Raw genomic sequence first — 19,771 nt, 5'->3', positions numbered from 1 at the left:
CCACACAACGAGACCCGCCATGTCCAAGCACCGTCCACATCGCTCCTCGCGTCACGCCTCCTGGGGCCACTCCCTGCCCGCCGCGAAAAGCCGCATGCTCAAACGCAACCTGCTGTTCCTCGCCCTCACCGCCGGCGCCACCGCGACCCTGGCCCTGTGCTCCAAGGCCCAGGCCGCCGGCGGCGCCTACGTGGTGGATGACGGCGCCATCAACGCCCCCGGGGAATGCAACGTCGATGCCTGGTACCAGAGCACCCGGCATCAAGGCTCCAGCCACAACAGCGTGATCGCCCCGGCCTGCACCTTCAGCCAGTTGCCCTGGGTGCAACTGGGGGCCGCGGTGCAGCGCCAGCAGGCCGACGGCCAGGGCGAAACCCAGGTCAGCCCCCAGCTCAAGATCGCCCTGCTGGACCGCGAAGACCTGGGCCTGCAACTGGCCCTGGCCGGCTCCGCCCACTGGGCCCTGAAGCGCAACCACAGCTTCGACGGTGGCGACCTCGCCCTGCCCCTGACCTTCAGCGCCAGCGACCGCTTGCGCCTGAACCTGAATGCCGGCTGGACCCATGCCTATGACGATGGCGAACAGAACCACCGCTGGACCTGGGGCAGCGGAGTCGAATACGACCTGATACCGAGCCTGACCCTGATCGCCGAGCGCTATGGCCAGCGCGGCGGCGAACAAGGCTGGCAGGCTGGCCCGCGCCTGCATCTGGGCCAACATCTGGACCTGGACCTGATCCTTGGCCAGCACCTGACCGAAGCCCGCGACCGCTGGCTGACCACCGGCGCAACCCTGAGATTCTGAGCCTCAAGCCTCAAGCCTCAAGCCTCAAGCCTCAAGCTTGGAGCTTGAGGCTTGCCTTCAACTTGCCGCTGCTTTCGGGTACAGGGCTTCGTCGAATTGATCCAGGCGCGGGAACCGCAGCGGTTGCTCGTCCGCCAGGTGCTCCAGGCGCTGCCGGTAGCTGTGCAGGAATGCTTCTCGGGCTTCCTGGCTGATGTACGGCACGTGCCAGGCCACGAACGGCTCCAGTACGTCGCAGCCAACATAAGCCAAAGTGCCCCGCAGCAGCGGGCGCAGCATGTCCTCCAGCGGTCCGTGGATCGCGCCTTCGCCAAACATGTGTTCGCGCCCGCCAAGGGTCAGGGTCACCAGGGCTTTCTTACCCGCCAGCCCGCCCTGGTTATAGAAACGCTTGCCGCCATAACACACCCCCGACACCAGCACCCGGTCGATCCAGCCCTTGAGCATGGCCGGCACCGAGAACCAGAACACCGGGAAGTTGAGGATCAACAGGTCGGCCCACAGCAGCTTGTCCAGCTCGGCCTGGATGTCGGCGGCGATGCTCTGGTTCTTCACCCCAAGGCGTTGCTCCAAGGCGTACACCAGATAATCCGGGTTATCCCGGGCGCCAAAGTCGGCGGCGCTGGCCACCGGGTTCCAGTGCATGGCGTACAGGTCGCTGACCTGCACCTGATGCCCCTGGGCCTCCAGGGTGCTGCGGGCCTGGTCGCGCAGGGCGGCGGTGAAGGATTGCGGTTCGGGGTGGGCGTGGACGATCAGTACCTTCATGGACATTCCTCAGGCGGTAGGCAAGGTGACAGGGGCGGCGCGGCGGCTCAGGCAGTGGGCGGCGCACAGGGCAATACGGCGGCAGGCTTCGCGCAAGTCATCCGGCTGCAGCACCAGCCCCAGGCGGATATGCCCGGCGGCGCTGGGGCCGAAGGCTTCGCCGGCCAGCACCGAGACGCCCTGCTCGTCCAGCAGGCGCTCGCTGAAGGCCTGGGCGCTGAGTCCGGTGGCGCGAATGTCGACCATGACGAACATGCCGCCATCAGGTTTCAACGGCCGGGCACCGGGGCAATCGGCCAGGCAGTCGCAGACCAGATCCCGGCGCTGGCGGTAGGCTTCGGCCATGTCCCGCAGCTGCGGCAAGGGTTGCTCCAGGGCGACGATGGCGGCGTCCTGGATGAATTCCGGCGAGCCGTAGAGCATGCACAGGGCGAGGTTTTCCAGGTGCGCGGCCAGGGCCGTAGGCGCCACCACCCAGCCCAGGCGCCAGCCGGTCATGGCGTGGGACTTGGACAGGCTGTTGAGGGTCGCGGTGCGTTCGGCCATGCCCGGCAGGCTGGCCGGGCTGACGTGCTCGCCCTCGAATAGCAGTTCGCTGTAGACCTCGTCGCAGATCAGCCACAGGTCATGTTCGATGCACAACGCCGCCAAGGCCTCCCAGGTCGCCCGGGGGATGCTGGCGCCGGTGGGGTTGTGCGGGCTGTTGAGCACCAGGGCCCGGGTCTTGCCGGTGATGCGCGCGGCCACCGCCTCGGGCTGCACCCGAAAGCCGTCCTCGGCCCGCACCGGCAGCGGCACCACCTGGGCATTGCAGGCGCCGAACACCGCTTCATAGGTGACGTACATCGGCTCGGCCACTATCACCTCATCGCCCGGGTCCAGCAGGCACTGGGCCACGCTGTACAGGGCGCATTGGGCACCGGCCAGTACCACCACTTGCTCGGCATCCACCACTTGCCCGCTGCGCTGCTGATGGCGCCGGGCGATGGCCTCGCGCAGGGCGCGCTTGCCGCGCACATCGGCGTAATGGGTGTGGCCGGCCTGCAGGCTGTCGATGGCGGCCTGGACGATGGGCTGGGGGGTGTCGAAATCCGGGTCGCCCACCGACAGCAACCAGACCTGCTCGCCGCGCTCGCGCTTGGCCAGGGCCCGGTAGTGAATGTCCCAGGCGGCGGCGCCGTCTCCGGCAATACGTTGGGTCAGTTGAGAAAAGCGCATGCTCAGGCTCCAGGCAAAAAGGGATGGTCAGCGCGCGCAGGCGTGCTTGAGTTCGATCAGGCTCACGCCGTTGCGGGCAAAGCCTTCGCGCAGCGCCTGCTGCAACTCGTCGAGGCTGGCGGGTTGGCTGACGCTGCAACCGAAGGCCCGGGCCAGGGCGGCGAAATCCGGGTTGCGTGGCAGCACGCCGATGGGCTCGATGTTCAAATCGAGCATGTCGTCGCGGATCTGCCCCAGGGCGTCGTTGTTCCACAGCAGCACCACCAGCGGGCTGTCCAGCTCCTCCAGCGCCGTGGCCAACTCCTGCACGGTGTAGAGAAAACCGCCATCGCCCACCAGCACCAGCCCCGGACGCTCGGGAGCGCCGAGCTTGGCGCCGATGCCCGCCGGCAAGCCGTAACCGAGGGTGCCGTAGCCGGTGGGGTGCAGCCAGCTGCGAGTAGCGCGGCTCGGGTACAGGTAGTTGCCGCTGTAGGCCAGCTGGGTCATGTCGCTGGCGATAAAGCCGTGTTCCGGCAGCTCGGCGGCAATCCGTTGCAGGATCGAGCGATGAATCTGCTGCAAGGGCCCCTGCCCGTTCTGCACCGCCTGGCGCAGATCGGCCACCGCGTGAATCGCCGCCCCCGCTTCGGCCGGTGTGGATGACAAGGCCTGGAGCAAGACGTCCAGGGTGGCGCGAGCGTCGCCGTGCAACGCCACCGCACAGGGGTAGACGTCATTGAACTTGCGTGAGTCGATATCCAGGCGCAGCAGCTCGCCGTTCAGCGGCAAGCGCTCACGCCAATAGTCGGTGTCGGCCATCTCGGTGCCCACCGCCAGCACCACGTCGGCCTGACTGATCAACTGCCAGCCGGGCTCCACGCACAGGGTCGCCCCGGCGTTCAGCGGCGCCTCCTCCGGCAACAGGCCCTTGCCGGCAACGCTGCTGAAAAACACTGCGCCCAGACGCGTGCTCAAGGCGCGCAACTGCTCGGCCGCGTGCAGCGCGCCGCCACCGGCGATGATCATCGGCCGCTTGGCACGGCGCAGTGTGTCCGCCGCCTGCTGGATATCTGCCGCGGCGGCCGGGCCACGAGCCGGGCGCCGGCGCACCTCGCCGGTCCAGTCGCGGGCGACTTTCGCCGCCAGCACATCCAGGGGCACGCTGATGTGCACCGGGCGCGGGCGCTCGCTGTCGAACACGGCAAAGGCCCGGGCGATCAGCTCCGGCAGGTCTTCCGGGCTCAGGGCCAGGGCCGAAAAGGCGGTGATCGGCGCGGTGATGGCGCGCTGGTCCTGGGTTTCGTGCAGCGAGCCCCAGCCCTTGCCCAGGCTGGCGCTGTGGTTGACGCTGGAAATCACCAGCAGCGGAATCGAGTCGGCGTAGGCCTGGCCAATCGGCGTGGCGACGTTGGTCACCCCCGGGCCGCTGATGACGAAGCACACCCCGGGCTTGCCGCTGACCCGAGCGTAACCGTCGGCCATGAAGCCCGCGCCCTGCTCATGCCGGGTCAGCACATGGCGGATGCCGCTGCCAGGCAGGCCGCGATACAGCTCCAGGGTGTGCACCCCGGGAATGCCGAACACCGTGTCGACGCCGTAGCCAGCCAGCAGGCGCACCAGGGCCTGGCCACCGGTCAAGGTCTGATCGTGCATGTCTCTCTCCTCAAGCCTGGCCAAGGCGAATCAACGCATCGACCGCGACGGTGCCCTGGGCACCGACCAACAATGGGTTCACATCCAGTTCCAGCAATTGCCCGGCGTGTTCGCAGGCATAATTCGCCACCGCGCCAATGGCCGCCACCAGCGCGTCAAGATCGGCCTGCGGGCGCCCGCGAAAGCCCTGCAGCAAGGCGGCGCTGCGCAGGCTCAGCACGGCCTGGCGGATCGCCCCTTCGGTGGTGGGCAACAGCAGGCTGCGGCTGTCCTTGAGCAGTTCCACCAGCACCCCGCCGGCGCCTATCACCAGGGCCAGGCCGAAGTCGTTCTCGCGCTTGATGCCGACAATCAGCTCCGCCAGGGGCGGCGCGGCCATGGGCTCCAGCAACACCCGCTCAAAAGCCACATCGGGCGCATGCTCGGCGATCCGCGTGCGCATCAGGCGCAGGGCCGCGCTCAGGGCTTCTGGGTCCTTGAGGTTCAGGGCCACCGCCCCGGCCTCGGTCTTATGCGGCAACTGCGCGCTGACCGCCTTGAGCACCAGCGGATAACCAACAGCGGCCGCCGCGCTCAAGGCCTGCTCGGGGCTGCTCAGCACGCCGTCGGGAATGCTCAGGCCGAAGCCGCGCAAGGCCTGCTTGGACTGCCACTCGTCCAGCAGCACGCCGGCGCCATGCAGGGCCTGCGGGCACAGCGGCACCAGGGCCGCTTCGCCCAGGGCCAGCAGCGCCTGGCGCCGCTGCTGATAGGCGACGATCCGGCCCCAGGCCGCCAGGCCATCCTCCACCCCCTGCAAGGCGGGAATGCCCTGGGCATGCAGACGCTCGCGGGCGCTGGCCGGCAGCAGTTCGGGAAAGGCCGAAGTAACGAAACCGCGCTGGCCGTGGCGTTGCAGCGCGGCGCAGAACAGCTCCAGCAGCAGGTCGCATTCCTTGCGCTCGCCAGTGAACTCGGCCGGGTAGTCCAGCACCAGCATGGCGCTGTCGGCCGGGGTGCGCAGGGCGCTGTCGAGCATGGTTTGCAGGGCCTGGGCATCACCCCAGATGGCGGTGGTGAAATCCAGCGGGTTGACCAGGTTGGCGTAGCCCGGCAGCACCTCGGCCAACTCGGCGCATTGCCCGGCCGCAAGCTTGGGCAACTGCAGGCCGTTGCGCTCGGCGTAGTCAGCGATCAGCCCGGCGTCGCCGCCGGAACAGGCCAGGGCCATCAGTCGCGGGCCTTCCGGCAGCTGGCCGCAGGACGCGGCCTTCAAGGTTTCGACAAAACTCACCGGACCGCTGACCCGGATCACCCCCAGGCGCTGGAACAGCGCGTCGTACAGCGCGTCCGATCCCGACAGCGAACTGGTGTGACTCAAGGCCAGCTCGGCACCGATCTGCGACACCCCGGTCTTCAGGGCGATGATCGGAATGCCCTTCTCCAGGGCCTTGTACGCCGCTCGGGCAAAGCCCGGCACATTCTTCAGGCCTTCCAGATGCAGGCCTATGGCCGTGACCCGGGGTTCGTCCAGCAGCACGTCCATCAATTCGGCAATGCCCAGCTGCGCCTGATTGCCCACCGAGGCCATGTAGGCCACCGGCAGCGAGCGGTCGCTCATGGACAGGTTGTAGGCAAAGTTGCCGCTCTGGGTCAGCACCGCTACCCCGCGCGGCACCGCTTTACCGCCATGGGCCACCGGCCACAGCGCGGCGCTGTGCAGGTAGTCCAGTAGGCCGTAACAGTTGGGGCCGAGCAGCGCCATGCTGCCGGCCGCCTGCAGCAGTTGTTGCTGCAGGGCTTGGCCCTCGGCGCCGGTTTCGGCAAAACCCGAGGCGTAGCAGATGGCTCCACCGGCGCCTTTGGCCGCCAGCGCCGCGACGCAGCTCAGGGTCAGCTCGCGGTTGGTGGCGACGAACACCGCATCCGGGCCGCAAGGCAGCTGTTCGATGCTGGCCACGCAGGGCACGCCATCGAGCTCGGCATGCTGCGGGTTGACCAGCCACATGGGCCCGGCAAACCCGCCTTCGGCGCAGCGCCTGAGGGCCCGGGCCATGCTGCGCCCGCCGACGAAGGCCAGATGCCGCGGGGCCAGCAGGCGCTTGAGATTGTCACGAAGAGTCTGGGACATGACGGCAGTTCTCCAGGGCGTTCAGCGCATCAGCGGCCGCAGCAGTTCACGGGAAATGATGTGGCGCTGGATCTCCGAGGTGCCCTCCCAGATCCGCTCGATCCGTGCGTTGCGCCAGATGCGTTCCACCGGGCCTTCGTCCATCAGGCCCATGCCGCCGTAGATCTGCACCGCCTCGTCGGCCACCCGGCCCAGCACCTCGCTGGCAAACAGCTTGGCCATGCCGGCCTCGCCGTCGGTCATGCTGCCCTGGTCCATCTTCCAGGCGGTGTGCAGGGTCAACAGCTCGGCGGCGCGGATCTGCGTGGCCATGTCCGCCAGCTTGAACGACACCCCCTGGTAACTGCCGATGGCCTGGCCGAACTGCTTGCGGTCCGCCGCCCATTGCAAGGAGGCATCCAGGGCGCGCTGGGCCTGCCCCACGCAGTTGGCCGCGACCATCACCCGCCCGGCGGTGAGCCAGGCGTTGGCCACGTCCCAGCCCTTGCCCACCTCCCCCAGCACCTTGTTGGCCGGCACCCGGCAGTCGTCGAAGAACATCTCGAAGGTGTGGTAGCCACGGTTGCTCACGCACTTGGGACCACGGCGGATGGTCAGGCCCGGGGTGTCGCGGTCCACCAGGAACGCGGTCACCGCGTTGCGCTGGCGGCCGTTGTGCTCATAGGTGCCGGTGACCGCGAACACGATGGCGAAATCCGCATGCCCGGCGTGGCTGATGAAGTGCTTGCTGCCGTTGAGCACAAAATCGCCGCCCTCGCGCACCGCGCGGGTCTTGATCGCATTGGCATCGGAACCGGCGCCGGGTTCGGTCAGGGCGAAGCAATCGACCTTGCGCCCTTGCACACAAGGCAGCAGGTAGTCGCCGATCTGCGAGCCGGTGCAGGCCATGAGGATCTTCGACGGCCGCGCAACGAACACGTGTAAGGCCCAGGAACACTTGGCCAGCTCGCGCTCGATCAGCGCCTGGGACAGGTAGTCCAGGCCGCCGCCGCCCACCTCCTCCGGCATGTTGAAGGCATAGAAACCGGCGGCGATGGCCTTGCTGCGGATTTCTCCGGCGAGGTCGGCGCTGACCTCATCGGCGCGGTCCACCGCCTCTTCGTGGGGCAGCAACTCCTTGCTGACAAAACTGCGAACCGCGTCCACCAGCATTTCTTGTTCTTGGCTGAGTTGGAAATTCATGGCGCTACCTGTGAGTGAGTGACGGTGCAAAAAACCAGTGATCGGGCAGGACGGCCTGCCGAAAAAACCTTCCCGTAGGAGCCAGCTTGCTGGCGAAGAGGCCCTTGAATAAGGCGCTGTTCTTGCGGGCGCCTTCGCCGGCAAGACGGCTCCTGCAAAATGGGCGCATGGCCCAGGGGTCCTTGCGCCGGCAAACGCAACGCCGCCCTGCCGCTCCTACAACCCCTGGAAACGTGGCGGGCGTTTTTCCGTGGCGGCGCGCAAGGCTTCGGCGCCGTCGGCACTGCGCCCGCACAACAGACCGGCGGCCAGCTCGGCCGCCAACTGCTGCGGCAAGCTGCGCTCGGCGCCCTGGCGGATCAGCTTCTTGGTCTGGGCAAAGGCGAAGGTCGGGCCCGCCGCCAGGCGCGCCGCCAGCTCACTGACGCAGGCGATCAACTGCTCATCGGCACAGACCTCGCCCACCAAGCCGGCGGCCAGGGCCCGGTCGGCGCTCCACAACTCATCGAGAAACAGCAGGCGCTTGGCCTGTTCGCTGCCGATCAAGCGCGGCAGGTGCCAGCTGGCGCCGGCATCCGGCGAGTAGGCCATGCTGGTGTAGCCGGCCTTGAACCGCGCCGACTGCGCCGCCACCCGCAGGTCGCAGCACAGGCTCAGGTCCATGCCCGCGCCCACCGCGGTGCCGTTAATGGCGGCGATGGTGGGTTTGTCCAGGCTGTGCAGGCGGGTCATCAAGGCGTGGGCGGTTTCGGTCCAGCCGTAGCTTTCCAGGGCGCCGCGGGCTTCGGCTTCGGCCCACTCCGCCAGATCGGCCCCGGCGCAGAAACTGCGGCCGCTGCCCGTCAGCACCACGGCCCGGACACTGGGGTCGCTGTTGCAGGTTTCCAGCAGGCTGTGCAGTGCTTTGAGGCTGGGGATGTCCAAGGCGTTGCGTTGCGCCGGGCGGTTGAGGGTGATCCAGGCGACACCGGCTTCGATCCGGTTGAGCAGCGACGATGAAGGGGTCATGGGCGTCCTCGAATTATTGTGGTTGGCGTGAGGGGGTGACTTGAGGGTGATACTAAACGAGTGTTCAACAAGGCGGCAATTGCCGGGACCTGGAGCTCCTAATGGTCGAACCCTTGAGATATCCCTTTGTTTTTATTAGGTAAAAACCTGGGCTTTGGGGGTTGTTGCGCGGGGGTTGTTACAACTTCGAACAAGCCTCGACAAAAGTGCGCGAGGGTGGATGGCAAGGCATGCCCCTCCGTAGGAGCTGGCTTGCCAGCGAAGGCGTCCGCCAAGATGCTACTGTTCTCGCCTCTTCCCCAAGCTGCGAGCAATCATGTCCATCGTCATACGCACCCACCCCCGTCTGACCATCGGTGTGCTGATCGGCTGCGCCGCGGGCTTTCTGGCCCCTGCCGAAAACCTGACCAGCAAGGTCCTCATCGGCTGGAACGCCGCCGTCTGGTCTTACCTGGCGTTGATGTTCTGGCTCACCGTGCGAGCACGGGCCGATCAGGTCAAACGCATCGCTGAAACCGAAGATGAAAACGCCGGGCTGGTGCTGCTGATCATCTGCATCGCCGCCATCGCCAGTCTGGTGACCATTACCCTGGAACTGGTGGGCAGCAAGGACCTGGACACCACCCGGCGCCTGCTGCACTACGCCTTTACCGGTATCACGGTGATCGGCTCCTGGCTGTTGGTGGGGGTGATTTTCAGCGTGCACTATGCGCGCCTGTATTACACCTGGAGCGGCAAGGAGCCGGCACTGCGCTTCGCCGAGGGCCTGACCGATCCGGACTATTGGGACTTTCTGTATTTTTCCTTCACCATCGGCGTCGCGGTGCAGACCTCGGACGTCGGCGTGGCCACTCGCGAGCTGCGGCGGATCGTCCTGGCCCAGTCGCTGATCGGCTTTCTGTTCAATACCGCGATCCTGGGTTTCTCCATCAATATCGCCGCCGGACTGTTCAGCTGAACCGGTACAAGACAACGTGAAGCCGATCCTGGCCGCTGCGCGGGATCGTCCGTGAGAATCGCGACGGCCTCATCCGCAATGCCATATAGCGAGTGCGAGGCTGGATAACCGCAGTTGATCCAATGCGAACGGCCTCCAGTACTGATCAACTAAAGTCAGTTGCACTGATCTAGCTCGCCAATAAATCGCCCCATCACTTCAAGATCAATTTCAGATTTATCTTAAAGACCCTCTCTCGTACTAAAAATAAAATGGCCGGCTTTTACAGCCCAGGACTTAGCTAACTAACCACTTGACGTTAGTTCCTCGTTTTCAAGTAACTCCCCTCTGCTGCACGCCTGAAATTCGCCGACCTCGCCATGCGCAAAAGACCAAAACACTTGTAATAGAGCACCCGCACGCCCCTTCCATAGAGCCCACAGCAATCAGCCGCCCCCCAAAAGCAGCCTGTAACTTCTACGGGCTGTTGTGCTTTCTGCTTCGCCAAAAGGTTAAAACGTTGAAATACCCATCCGTAATAACAGCAATCGCCCTGCTATACAGCGTTGCTTATTCAGCGCAGTCCCATGCACTCACTACAATCGACGGTATTGATTTAGGTTCTTCGAGTAACGAGGACTCTATGGTCTTCGGCATATCCGCTGACGGTCGTGTAATCGCGATAAACACAACATCACACACAAGCCAGGATCGCGCATTCAAATACAGCGATGCCACTGGCTTGGTCGATCTGGGGACCTTGGGTGGAGACAATTCCTTTGCCTATGCCATATCCGCCGACGGCAGTGTGGTCGTGGGAAAATCAGCTACCCCGGACTCGATTCATGCCTTCAAGCACTCCGACGCGACCGGCATGATCGATCTAGGCACATTGGGCGGCGCGTCATCCAGCGCCAATGGCGTATCCGCTGACGGCGCCGTGGTGGTTGGCGACTCCTTGAATCTCCAAGGGCGGACTCGTGCCTTCAAGCACACGGAGGCGACCGGAATGATCGATCTGGGGACCTTGAAGGCAGACAACAGTGGCGACGCCCTTGCAACGGCGGTGTCCGGCGACGGTAGCGTAGTCGTGGGGCTGGCGGACACCGATACCGGTTCGAACGTACAACACGCGTTCAAGCACACCGATGCCAACGGCATGACCGACCTGGGCACGCTCGGCGGAACAACCTCCGGAGCCTTGGGAGTATCCGCCAACGGCCTGGTGGTGGTGGGCAGTTCAGAAACCATCACCGGCGCTACTCAAGCGTTTAAGCACACTGACGCGAACGGCATGGTCGGGCTCGGTTCCTGGGGCGGCGACTCCAGTGCTTACGCGGCGTCCGCCGACGGCCGCGTGGTCGTCGGGTTTGCCATCACTGCAGAAGGCGATAGCCACGCCTTCAGACACACCGATGCAGGCGGCATGATCGATTTGGGCACGTTAGGCGGCCAACAGTCGGCAGCGACTGGCGTGTCCGCCGACGGCAATATTGCCGTCGGCCTGAGCCAAACGGCGAATGGCGCCCTACACGCCGCACTGTGGAAAATCACGGAAACCGGCACTCACCTGCTCGATCTGGACAATACCCGGACCGCGATGGCCAAAAGCGCCAATCAGGCATGGGGAGTCCTGGACCTGCGCAGTGCGCAACTGGATCGGTTGATGAGCCAAGAGTGCCAGATCGACAGCGGCTCGTTCTGTATCGGGGTTGGCCCCAGCTACAGCACAAACCGCGAGACTCGCCAGACCTCCACAAGCCTGACTCTGGGCGCCCGTCCTGACGAACACCTGCGTGTAGGCATCACCCTGGAGCAGAACTTCGATCAACAGTTGCCGGACAACTACACCAAGGCAGGCTCCAACGCCCCGGCAGTGGCGATGTTTGTTGCCGTGGACGAATCGGGCCAGGGCCTGGGTTGGCAGGGGCGTCTGGCGGCGGCCTATCTGTCGTCCAAGGTCGATATCCGCCGTGAGCAACTGGCTTATGCCGAAGCCGGTAAAGGGCGTTCGAACCTGCGCGGCAAGGCCTTCAGCATCGAGGGTGGCTATGGCCTGCGGCTCGATAGCCTGAGCGTGACGCCGTACATCGGCCTCAGCCAGACTCAAGTCAGCCGCCAAGGCTATAGCGAGCACAGCGGCGCCGTAATGGCGGCCAGCTACGCCAAAATGCAGCGCTCGGTGACCAGCCTGAACGCCGGCGTACGGACCGCCAAGCGCCTGACCAAACAGCTGGAGCTCAATGCCAACCTGGGCCTGATCCAGGACCTGGACAAAGACCAGGATGCCTTTCAAGCCCGCATGGACGACCTGGGACGCTACACCTACCAGGCCAATAAACAGCACTACACCCGGTTTGCCGCGGGCACCGGGGCAAGCTATGCCTTGAACCAGAACAGCGCCGTGCATGCCGGTGTGTTCTGGACACAGGAGCCTGGCGGCAACGACACGACCGGTATTCAAACCGCCTTTACCTATCAGTTCTGATAACGGCCCCTGCCCTGGCACAACCGCCAGGGCTGTTGCTGATCGCGACCTGGATGAGCCTGCGGGCGTGAAGTGCACCCGGGCAGTCGCCACAGGGCAAAAGCCGGTCGCTGCAGAGCGTTTCCCGGACCATCAGGGCCACGTAAGGTGGCCAGCACGGCGCAACAAGACGCCGCTCTGAACAACAAGCCACCTGCCGCAAGAGATCCTCTGATGAAAACACCGTTCAAGCGTTGTTTCCTGCTCCTGTGCGCCACTGCACTGCTCAGTGCCCCCACCTGGGCCGCCGAGCCCCCATCCTGCAAGGCCGTGCGCATGGGGGTGGTCAACTGGACCGATGTGATCGCCACCAGTGCCATGGCCGATGTGCTGCTGGGTGGTCTGGGCTATGACAGCAAGCAGACCAGCGCGGTGCAGCAAATCATCTTCGCCGGCATCCGCGACCGGCGCCTGGACATCTTCCTCGGCTACTGGAAGCCGGCCATGGACCAGAACATCGCGCCCTTCCTGGAGGCCGGGCAGGTCATGGTCATGGACCGGCCCAGCCTCACGGACGCCCAGGCGACCCTGGCGGTGCCGGACTACGTGGCCCAGGCGGGCCTGAAAACCTTCGCCGACATCGCCCGTTTCAAGGAGCAGCTGGGGGGCAGGATCTACGGCATCGAGCCCGGCAGCGGCGCCAACACCACGATCAAGACCATGATCGACACCGACCATTTCGGCCTCAAGGGCTTCAAGCTGATCGAGTCCGGCGAGGCCGGGATGCTGGCGGCGGTGCAGCGGGCAATCAATCGCAAGGAATTCGTGGTGTTCGTCGGCTGGACCCCGCACCCGATGAACATCAACATGGCCATCACCTACCTCAGCGGCAGCGAAGACGTGTACGGCCCCAACGAGGGGGCGGCCACGGTGTCCACGGTCACCGCGCCGGACTACGCCGAGCGCTGCCCGAATGTGTATCGACTGCTGCAGAACCTGAGCTTCAGCGCGGCCCAGGAAAGCCAGCTGATGGTGCCGATCATGCAGCGCAAGACGCCCCAGGACGTGGCCCGGCAATGGCTGCGCGAGCATCCCGAGGACCTGCAGCGCTGGCTGACGGGGGTGACCACCTTCGACGGCCGCGACGGCGTGGCTGCGGTCAAAGCCAGCCTGTAACCGCCCCCGCAGCCAGCCCCCGGCTTGGCGGCAAACGTGGTCTTGAGGGTCTCTTCGCCGGCGAGCCGGCTGCTACAGGTCAGGAACTGCCATGAGTCATTACCCGCTTTCTGCCGAGCTGGCGGCCTTCGTCCGGCGCACCCTGAGCTACACCAGCACCGACAGCAGCCTCCAGGGCCTGCGCGACAGCTATGAGCGCATGTGCCGGGACTTCACCCCGCCCCGTCCGCCCGGGCTGGCCGTGCATGACCTGCAACTGGCAACGGTGCCGCTGCGGGCCTATCACCCGGATCGTCCGCCCCCGGCGTCGGGCTGGCCCTGGCTGCTGTACCTGCACGGCGGCGGCTGGGTGTTGGGCAGCCTGGATTCCCACGATTTCATCTGCGCCGCGCTGGCCGACGAACTGGAGATCCTGGTGATCGCCGTGGATTACCGCCGGGCTCCGGAACACCCGTTCCCGGCCGCCTTCAACGATTGCCTGGGGGTCTGGCGCGCCCTGGAACAGGGCCTGGGCCCGGTGCCACTGGATCGCCGTCGTCGACTGGTGATGGGTGACAGCGCCGGTGGCAACCTGGCCGCGGCCCTGTGCCTGGCCCTGCGCGATGCCGCCGAACCCTTGCCCGCCGCCCAGGTGCTGGTCTACCCAGGACTGGGTGGCGCGGCCGACCTGCCCTCGCGCAGCCAGTACGCCGATGCGCCGCTGCTCAGCAGCAGCGACCTGGACTGTTTCCAGGCCCTGTACCTGCCCGGCCGGCCACAGCGCTCGGCCTATGCCCGGCCGCTGCTGGCGCAGCAGTTCGACGGTCTGCCACCGGCCTTCATCGCCCTGGCGCAGTTCGACCCGCTACGCGACGACGGCGAATGCTATCACCGGCACTTGCTCGCGGCCGGGGTCGCCAGCCAGCTGTACCCAGGCCTGGGGCTGGTGCACGGTTGCCTGCGCGCCAGGGGCCTGGCCGCCGAAGTCGACGCGCTCTACAGCGCCCTGTCGCGCTACCTGCAGCAGCACCTGACGCGCCCCTGAGGGCAACCGTTGGTCAGCCATCCAGCGCCGCGCGGGATATTTCCTGCTTCGGCACCCTTGACGGCGAACGGCTTTTTGCGGTTTCCTGAAACCGGTTTCAGCTCCATCTCCGGAACGACTGCAAACCGATAATTCCAAGAATAAGGTCCGCACCCGTGAATCCGTTTTCCGCCGCCCAGCGCAATCGCGTCACCATGCTCGATGTCGCCCGTCATGCCGGGGTCTCCAAGGCCAGTGTGTCGCGCTTCATCGGCGACGACCGCGCCCTGCTCTCCGATGCCACCGCCCTGCGCATCGAGCAAGCCATCAACGACCTGGGCTACCGCCCGAACCAGATGGCCCGCGGCCTCAAGCGCGGGCGCACCCGTCTGATCGGCATGCTGGTGGCGGATATCCGCAACCCCTATTCGATTGCCGTGATGCACGGCGTGGAAACCGCCTGCCGCCAGCACGGCTACAGCCTGGTGGTGTGCAACACCGACCGCGACGATGCGCAGGAAGCCCGCCACCTGGCCAACCTGCGGGCCTACAACATCGAAGGCCTGATCGTAAATACCCTGGGCCACCACCTGGAGCAACTGCAGCAATTGCAGCAGGAACTGCCCCTGGTGCTGGTAGACCGCAAGCTTGCCTCCCTGCACGCCGATCTGGTGGGCCTGGACAACCCGGCGGCGGTGCACACTGCCATCGAGCACCTGGACCACCAGGGCTACCGCGACCTGCTGCTGGTCAGCGAACCCCATGACGGCACCAGCTCGCGACTCGAACGCAGCGCCGCGTTCCAGGCCGAGATTGCCCGGCGCCCGGCCTTGCGCGGCCAGTCACTGGAAACCGGCGAGGCCCTGGCCCACCACCTGAAGAACTTTCTCGACACCCCCGGTCCCGGGCCCAAGGCGCTGTTCTGCGCCAACGGCGTGGCGACCCTGGCGGCGACCCGCGCCCTGCGCGAACTGCAGCGCCCGCTGTTCGAGGGCATCGGCCTGATCGGCCTCGACGACCTGGACTGGTACCCGCTGGTGGGCAGCGGCATCACGGCCCTGGCCCAGCCTACCGCCGCCATCGGCGCCAGCGCCTTCGACTGTCTGCTCAAGCGCCTGCAGGGCGACGCCGCAGCGCCGCGGGTGATGGATTTCCCGGCGCAGTTGATCGTCCGCGGCTCCACCGTGTTGTAACGGCGGCGCAGGCGCCACGAGTTTTTTAACGAACAAAAATGAAACCGGTTTCAGAGGTCAGAAACATGCAGCGATCACCCGTTTCCATCAGTCTGTCCAGCTACGGCGCGGACCTTGTGCGCGAGCACGGTCAGGCGCATTTCATCCCCTTGGTGGCCGCCGCCGGCGCGTCCTGGATTGAATGGCGCGAAGAGCTGCTGAGCGACGAAAACCCCGCGCAGCTGGCGCAAAGCGCCGAGCAACATGGCCTGGAAAGCGTATTTTCCTCGCCCCTGGAGCTGTGGCAGGCCGAACGCCGCGAACCCAACCAGGAACTCGCCGCCACCTTGCAACGGGCCCGGGCGTTCGGCGCCCGCGACCTCAAGGTGTCCCTCGGCCACTTCAACGCGCATCACGACCTGCACAGCCTCGGCCGCCTGCTGGCGGCGCAACCGGTGCGGCTGCTGGTGGAGAACGACCAGACCGATCACGGGGGGCGCATCGAACCCTTCCAGCACTTTTTCAGCGCCGTGCAAGGGCTGGACCTGCCGCTGCGCATGACCTTCGATATCGGCAACTGGCAATGGCAAGCGCAATCGGCCCTCGATGCCGCGCGCCTGCTGGGCCGGCATGTGGCCTATGTGCATTGCAAGGCCGTGCGCCTGCGCACCGACGGCAAGCGGGTGGCCATAGCGCCGGACGCCCCGGAACTGCGGCAATGGGAACACCTGCTGCGGCACATGACTCAAGGCATTACCCGGGCCGTGGAATACCCGCTGCAAGGCGCCGACCTGCTGGCGCTCACCAGCGAACAGGTCAAGCTGCTGGCGCACCTTGGCCAATCGCGACTGGAGCCTGCCCATGTCTGAGATCGATATCCTGTCCTTCGGTGAAACCATGGCGATGTTCGTCGCCGAACACAGCGGCGATCTGGCCCGGGTCGAGCACTTTCACAAGCGCATCGCCGGGGCCGACAGCAATGTCGCCATCGGCCTGTCGCGCCTGGGCTTCAAGGTGGCGTGGCTGAGCCGGGTCGGCAACGATTCCCTGGGACGCTTCGTGCTCGACACCCTCGAAGCCGAGGGCCTGGACTGCCGCTTCGTGCGCCGCGACCCGCTGCACCCTACCGGCTTTCAGCTCAAGTCCCGGGAAGAAACCGGCGACGACCCGCGGGTCGAGTACTTCCGCCGCAGCTCGGCGGCCAGCCACCTGAGTCTCGACGACCTGGCCCCGGCCCTGCTCCAGGCCCGTCACCTGCACGCCACCGGCATTCCCCCGGCCCTCTCGGACTCGGCCCGGGAGCTGTCGGGCCACCTGATGCAGACCCTACGCGCCAGCGGCCGCAGCGTGTCGTTCGATCCCAACCTGCGTCCCGGCCTGTGGGCCAGCGAAGCGCTGATGATCCGCGAGATCAACCGCCTCGCGGCCCTGGCCCACTGGGTGCTGCCGGGCCTCGGCGAGGGCCGCCTGCTCACCGGCCGTGACGACCCGGCGGACATTGCCGCGTTCTACCTGGACCAGGGCGCCGAAGCCGTGGTGATCAAGCTCGGCGCCCATGGCGCCTACTACCGCACCCACCTGGACGCCGGCTTCGTCGACGGCGTGCCGGTGTCCCAGGTGGTGGACACCGTCGGTGCCGGCGATGCCTTCGCCGTGGGCCTGATCAGCGCCCTGCTGGAAAGCCGCAGCGTGATCGAAGCGGTGCAGCGCGCCAACTGGGTCGGCAGCCGCGCGATACAGAGCCGTGGCGACATGGAAGGCCTGCCCCGACGCCACGAACTGCCGGACCAGGCACCGCTCCTTAAAACCGCCTGCGCCCTGTAGGAGCAGGCTTGCCAGCGAAGGGGCCCACCAGGGCGATGCAAGGCTCAAGGGCCTCTTCGCCGGCAAGCCGGCTCCTACAACAGCAGTGCGCATGCGAACAAAAAACCAGAACCACCTGTTGCGACAAAAACAACAAGCTCAGGAGAACTTTCATGGACAACCTCAAACTCGCCGCCCGCCGCTGGTGGTACATCATGCCGATGGTCTTCATCACCTACAGCCTGGCCTACCTGGACCGCGCCAACTATGGCTTCGCCGCCGCCTCCGGGATGGCCGAGGACTTGCAGATCACCCCCGGGCTGTCATCGCTTTTGGGGGCGCTGTTCTTCCTCGGCTATTTCTTCTTCCAGGTGCCGGGGGCGATCTACGCGCAAAAACGCAGCGTGAAGAAGCTGATCTTCGTCAGCCTGATCCTCTGGGGCGGCCTGGCCACCCTCACCGGGATCGTGTCCAACGCCTACACGCTGATCGCCATCCGCTTTCTGCTCGGGGTGGTGGAAGCGGCGGTGATGCCGGCGATGCTGGTGTACCTGTGCCACTGGTTCACCCGGGCCGAACGCTCCCGGGCCAATACCTTCCTGATCCTCGGCAACCCGGTGACCATGCTCTGGATGTCGGTGGTCTCGGGCTACCTGGTGCAACATTTCAGCTGGCGCTGGATGTTCATCGTCGAAGGCTTGCCGGCCGTGCTCTGGGCCTTTATCTGGTGGCGCCTGGCCGATGACCGGCCCAGCCAGGCCCAGTGGCTCGGCGCCCAAGAGAAACAGGACCTGGAAAGCGCCCTGGCCGCCGAACAGCAAGGCATCAAGGCGGTGAAGAACTACGCCGAGGCGTTCCGCTCGCCCAAGGTGATCATCCTTGCCCTGCAGTTCTTCTGCTGGAGCATCGGGGTCTACGGTTTTGTCCTGTGGCTGCCGTCGATCCTCAAGCACGGCGCGCAGATGGACATGGTCGAAGCCGGCTGGCTCTCGGCCCTGCCCTACCTGGCGGCGGTGATCGCCATGCTCGCGGTGTCCTGGGGTTCGGACCGGACCCAGAAGCGCAAGCGCTTCGTCTGGCCGCCGCTGCTGGTGGCCGCCCTCGCCTTCTACGCCTCCTACCTGCTGGGCGCCGAGCACTTCTGGTGGTCCTACGGCCTGCTGGTGATCGCCGGGGCCTGCATGTACGCGCCCTATGGGCCGTTCTTCGCCATCGTTCCGGAGATTCTCCCGGCCAACGTGGCCGGTGGCGCCATGGCCCTGATCAACAGCATGGGCGCCCTGGGCTCCTTCGGCGGCTCCTACCTGGTGGGCTACCTGAACAGCGCCACCGGCTCCCCCGGGGCCTCCTACCTGCTGATGAGCGGCGCGCTGCTGCTCTCGGTGCTGCTGACCCTGCTGCTGGCACCCGGCGCCGGCGCGCCCCGGGCCAAGGGCCTGCCCCTGCCGCGCCGCCTGGCCCATTCCTGAATCGCCACAGAGAACCGACATGAAAAAACACCTGGTGCTGTACAAGAAACTCTCGCCGTCGCTGATGGCGCGCCTGCAGGAACAGACCGCGGTCACCTTGATCGAAGACCTGGGCCCCGCCGGCCTCAAGGCCCTGCGCCAGGCCCTGCCCAGCGCCGACGGGCTGCTGGGCGCGAGCCTGCGCCTGGACGCCGGACTGCTGGACCTGGCACCGCGCCTGCAGGCGGTGGCCAGTGTCTCGGTGGGGGTCGACAACTACGACATCGACTACCTGACCCGGCGCGGCATCCTGCTCAGCAACACCCCCGACGTGCTCACCGAAACCACCGCCGACACCGGCTTCGCGCTGATCCTGGCGACCGCCCGGCGCGTGGTGGAACTGGCCAACCTGGTGCGCGCCGGGCAATGGCAGCGCAACATCGGTCCGCAGCATTTCGGCAGCGACGTGCACGGCAAGACCCTGGGCATCATCGGCATGGGCCGGATTGGCGAGGCGTTGGCCCAGCGCGGGCATTTCGGCTTCGGCATGCCGCTGATCTACCACAGCAACAGCCCCAAGCCGGCGGTGGAGCAACGCTTCAACGCCCGCTACCGGAGCCTGGAGCAACTGCTGCAAGAGGCCGACTTCATCTGCCTGACCCTGCCCTTGACCGAGAAGACCCAGGGGCTGATCGGCCGCCGCGAACTGGCGCTGATGCGCCCGGAGAGCATCTTCATCAATATTTCCCGGGGCAAGGTGGTGGACGAAGCGGCCTTGATCGAAGCCTTGCAGGCGCGACGGATTCGCGGCGCCGGGCTGGACGTGTTCGAGCGCGAGCCGCTGGCCCCGGACTCAGCGCTGCTGCAACTGCCCAACGTGGTGGCCACTCCGCACATGGGCTCGGCCACCCACGAAACCCGTGAAGCCATGGCCCGCTGCGCGGTGGACAACCTGCTGGCGGCCCTGTCCGGGCAGCGCCCGCCGAACCTGGTCAACAGCGCCGCCTGGGACCTCAGGACACGACAGGCCGGTTAACCA

General features: G+C 66.2%; 16 protein-coding genes. 10 read left to right on the top strand and 6 right to left on the bottom strand.

Annotated elements, in window-relative coordinates; all coding sequences use genetic code 11:
• The first annotated feature begins 19 nt into the window (after window positions 1-19).
• Entirely contained in the window at window positions 20-805 is a 786-nt protein-coding gene (locus tag DNK59_RS08220) for a hypothetical protein (RefSeq protein ID WP_110722882.1), read from the top strand.
• 57 nt (window positions 806-862) lie between these two features.
• Here DNK59_RS08220 and DNK59_RS08215 read toward each other — a convergent pair whose 3' ends face one another.
• The 6 genes from DNK59_RS08215 to DNK59_RS08190 all read right to left on the bottom strand — a co-directional run bounded on the left by DNK59_RS08215 (window position 863) and on the right by DNK59_RS08190 (window position 8,726).
• The gene (locus DNK59_RS08215; protein WP_110722881.1) at window positions 863-1,573 is read right to left on the bottom strand and encodes an NAD(P)H-dependent oxidoreductase; all 711 of its coding nucleotides are present in this window, start codon (window positions 1,571-1,573) and stop codon (window positions 863-865) included.
• A gap of 9 nt (window positions 1,574-1,582) precedes the next feature.
• Entirely contained in the window at window positions 1,583-2,791 is a 1,209-nt protein-coding gene (locus DNK59_RS08210) for a pyridoxal phosphate-dependent aminotransferase (protein ID WP_110722880.1), read from the bottom strand.
• A 27-nt stretch (window positions 2,792-2,818) separates the two neighbouring features.
• Window positions 2,819-4,426: a 5-guanidino-2-oxopentanoate decarboxylase gene (locus tag DNK59_RS08205; RefSeq protein ID WP_110722879.1), complete on the bottom strand. Its 1,608-nt coding sequence runs from the start codon at window positions 4,424-4,426 to the stop codon at window positions 2,819-2,821.
• 10 nt (window positions 4,427-4,436) lie between these two features.
• Entirely contained in the window at window positions 4,437-6,536 is a 2,100-nt protein-coding gene (locus DNK59_RS08200; protein WP_110722878.1) for an acetate--CoA ligase family protein, read from the bottom strand.
• Window positions 6,537-6,557: 21 nt separating this feature from the next.
• A complete protein-coding gene (locus DNK59_RS08195; RefSeq protein WP_092314322.1) occupies window positions 6,558-7,718 on the bottom strand; it encodes an acyl-CoA dehydrogenase family protein in 1,161 nt (386 codons plus the stop codon).
• 216 nt (window positions 7,719-7,934) lie between these two features.
• Entirely contained in the window at window positions 7,935-8,726 is a 792-nt protein-coding gene (locus tag DNK59_RS08190) for an enoyl-CoA hydratase/isomerase family protein (RefSeq protein ID WP_110722877.1), read from the bottom strand.
• 316 nt (window positions 8,727-9,042) lie between these two features.
• Between DNK59_RS08190 and DNK59_RS08185 the strand changes: the two genes are divergently transcribed.
• From DNK59_RS08185 to DNK59_RS08145, 9 genes are all read left to right on the top strand, one after another.
• Window positions 9,043-9,684 (top strand): DUF1345 domain-containing protein, encoded by a 642-nt coding sequence (locus DNK59_RS08185; RefSeq protein ID WP_110722876.1) that lies wholly within the window; start codon window positions 9,043-9,045, stop codon window positions 9,682-9,684.
• Between the two features lie 622 nt (window positions 9,685-10,306).
• Window positions 10,307-12,151, top strand: a complete 1,845-nt coding sequence (locus tag DNK59_RS08180; RefSeq protein WP_110722875.1) for an autotransporter outer membrane beta-barrel domain-containing protein — start codon at window positions 10,307-10,309, stop codon at window positions 12,149-12,151.
• Between the two features lie 213 nt (window positions 12,152-12,364).
• Window positions 12,365-13,306 (top strand): choline ABC transporter substrate-binding protein, encoded by a 942-nt coding sequence (locus DNK59_RS08175; RefSeq protein ID WP_110722874.1) that lies wholly within the window; start codon window positions 12,365-12,367, stop codon window positions 13,304-13,306.
• Window positions 13,307-13,397: 91 nt separating this feature from the next.
• Complete coding sequence (locus tag DNK59_RS08170) at window positions 13,398-14,330, top strand: alpha/beta hydrolase (protein WP_110722873.1); 933 nt, start codon at window positions 13,398-13,400, stop codon at window positions 14,328-14,330.
• Between the two features lie 155 nt (window positions 14,331-14,485).
• Complete coding sequence (locus DNK59_RS08165; protein WP_110722872.1) at window positions 14,486-15,502, top strand: LacI family DNA-binding transcriptional regulator; 1,017 nt, start codon at window positions 14,486-14,488, stop codon at window positions 15,500-15,502.
• A 65-nt stretch (window positions 15,503-15,567) separates the two neighbouring features.
• Window positions 15,568-16,350 (top strand): sugar phosphate isomerase/epimerase, encoded by a 783-nt coding sequence (locus DNK59_RS08160; protein ID WP_110722871.1) that lies wholly within the window; start codon window positions 15,568-15,570, stop codon window positions 16,348-16,350.
• Complete coding sequence (locus DNK59_RS08155) at window positions 16,343-17,305, top strand: sugar kinase (protein WP_110722870.1); 963 nt, start codon at window positions 16,343-16,345, stop codon at window positions 17,303-17,305. Before DNK59_RS08160 ends, DNK59_RS08155 begins: the two co-directional genes overlap by 8 nt.
• Window positions 17,306-17,457: 152 nt before the next feature.
• Entirely contained in the window at window positions 17,458-18,753 is a 1,296-nt protein-coding gene (locus DNK59_RS08150) for an MFS transporter (protein WP_110722869.1), read from the top strand.
• A gap of 19 nt (window positions 18,754-18,772) precedes the next feature.
• Window positions 18,773-19,768 (top strand): D-glycerate dehydrogenase, encoded by a 996-nt coding sequence (locus DNK59_RS08145; protein WP_110722868.1) that lies wholly within the window; start codon window positions 18,773-18,775, stop codon window positions 19,766-19,768.
• Window positions 19,769-19,771: the final 3 nt, after the last annotated feature.

The sequence above is a fragment of the Pseudomonas sp. TKO26 genome, from assembly GCF_003225665.1.
Classification (GTDB): Bacteria; Pseudomonadota; Gammaproteobacteria; order Pseudomonadales; family Pseudomonadaceae; genus Aquipseudomonas; species Aquipseudomonas saponiphila.
The sequence above is the reverse complement of the archived record's forward strand: the minus strand, read 5'-3'. Positions and strand labels throughout refer to the sequence as shown.

What these genes read in the sequence shown, in the direction of transcription:
- DNK59_RS08220 (WP_110722882.1), top strand. Translation starts at nt 20, where the DNA reads ATGTCCAAGCACCGTCCACATCGCTCCTCGCGTCACGCCTCCTGGGGC.
- DNK59_RS08215 (WP_110722881.1), bottom strand. Translation starts at nt 1,573, where the DNA reads ATGAAGGTACTGATCGTCCACGCCCACCCCGAACCGCAATCCTTCACC.
- DNK59_RS08210 (WP_110722880.1), bottom strand. Translation starts at nt 2,791, where the DNA reads ATGCGCTTTTCTCAACTGACCCAACGTATTGCCGGAGACGGCGCCGCC.
- DNK59_RS08205 (WP_110722879.1), bottom strand. Translation starts at nt 4,426, where the DNA reads ATGCACGATCAGACCTTGACCGGTGGCCAGGCCCTGGTGCGCCTGCTG.
- DNK59_RS08200 (WP_110722878.1), bottom strand. Translation starts at nt 6,536, where the DNA reads ATGTCCCAGACTCTTCGTGACAATCTCAAGCGCCTGCTGGCCCCGCGG.
- DNK59_RS08195 (WP_092314322.1), bottom strand. Translation starts at nt 7,718, where the DNA reads ATGAATTTCCAACTCAGCCAAGAACAAGAAATGCTGGTGGACGCGGTT.
- DNK59_RS08190 (WP_110722877.1), bottom strand. Translation starts at nt 8,726, where the DNA reads ATGACCCCTTCATCGTCGCTGCTCAACCGGATCGAAGCCGGTGTCGCC.
- DNK59_RS08185 (WP_110722876.1), top strand. Translation starts at nt 9,043, where the DNA reads ATGTCCATCGTCATACGCACCCACCCCCGTCTGACCATCGGTGTGCTG.
- DNK59_RS08180 (WP_110722875.1), top strand. Translation starts at nt 10,307, where the DNA reads ATGGTCTTCGGCATATCCGCTGACGGTCGTGTAATCGCGATAAACACA.
- DNK59_RS08175 (WP_110722874.1), top strand. Translation starts at nt 12,365, where the DNA reads ATGAAAACACCGTTCAAGCGTTGTTTCCTGCTCCTGTGCGCCACTGCA.
- DNK59_RS08170 (WP_110722873.1), top strand. Translation starts at nt 13,398, where the DNA reads ATGAGTCATTACCCGCTTTCTGCCGAGCTGGCGGCCTTCGTCCGGCGC.
- DNK59_RS08160 (WP_110722871.1), top strand. Translation starts at nt 15,568, where the DNA reads ATGCAGCGATCACCCGTTTCCATCAGTCTGTCCAGCTACGGCGCGGAC.
- DNK59_RS08155 (WP_110722870.1), top strand. Translation starts at nt 16,343, where the DNA reads ATGTCTGAGATCGATATCCTGTCCTTCGGTGAAACCATGGCGATGTTC.
- DNK59_RS08150 (WP_110722869.1), top strand. Translation starts at nt 17,458, where the DNA reads ATGGACAACCTCAAACTCGCCGCCCGCCGCTGGTGGTACATCATGCCG.
- DNK59_RS08145 (WP_110722868.1), top strand. Translation starts at nt 18,773, where the DNA reads ATGAAAAAACACCTGGTGCTGTACAAGAAACTCTCGCCGTCGCTGATG.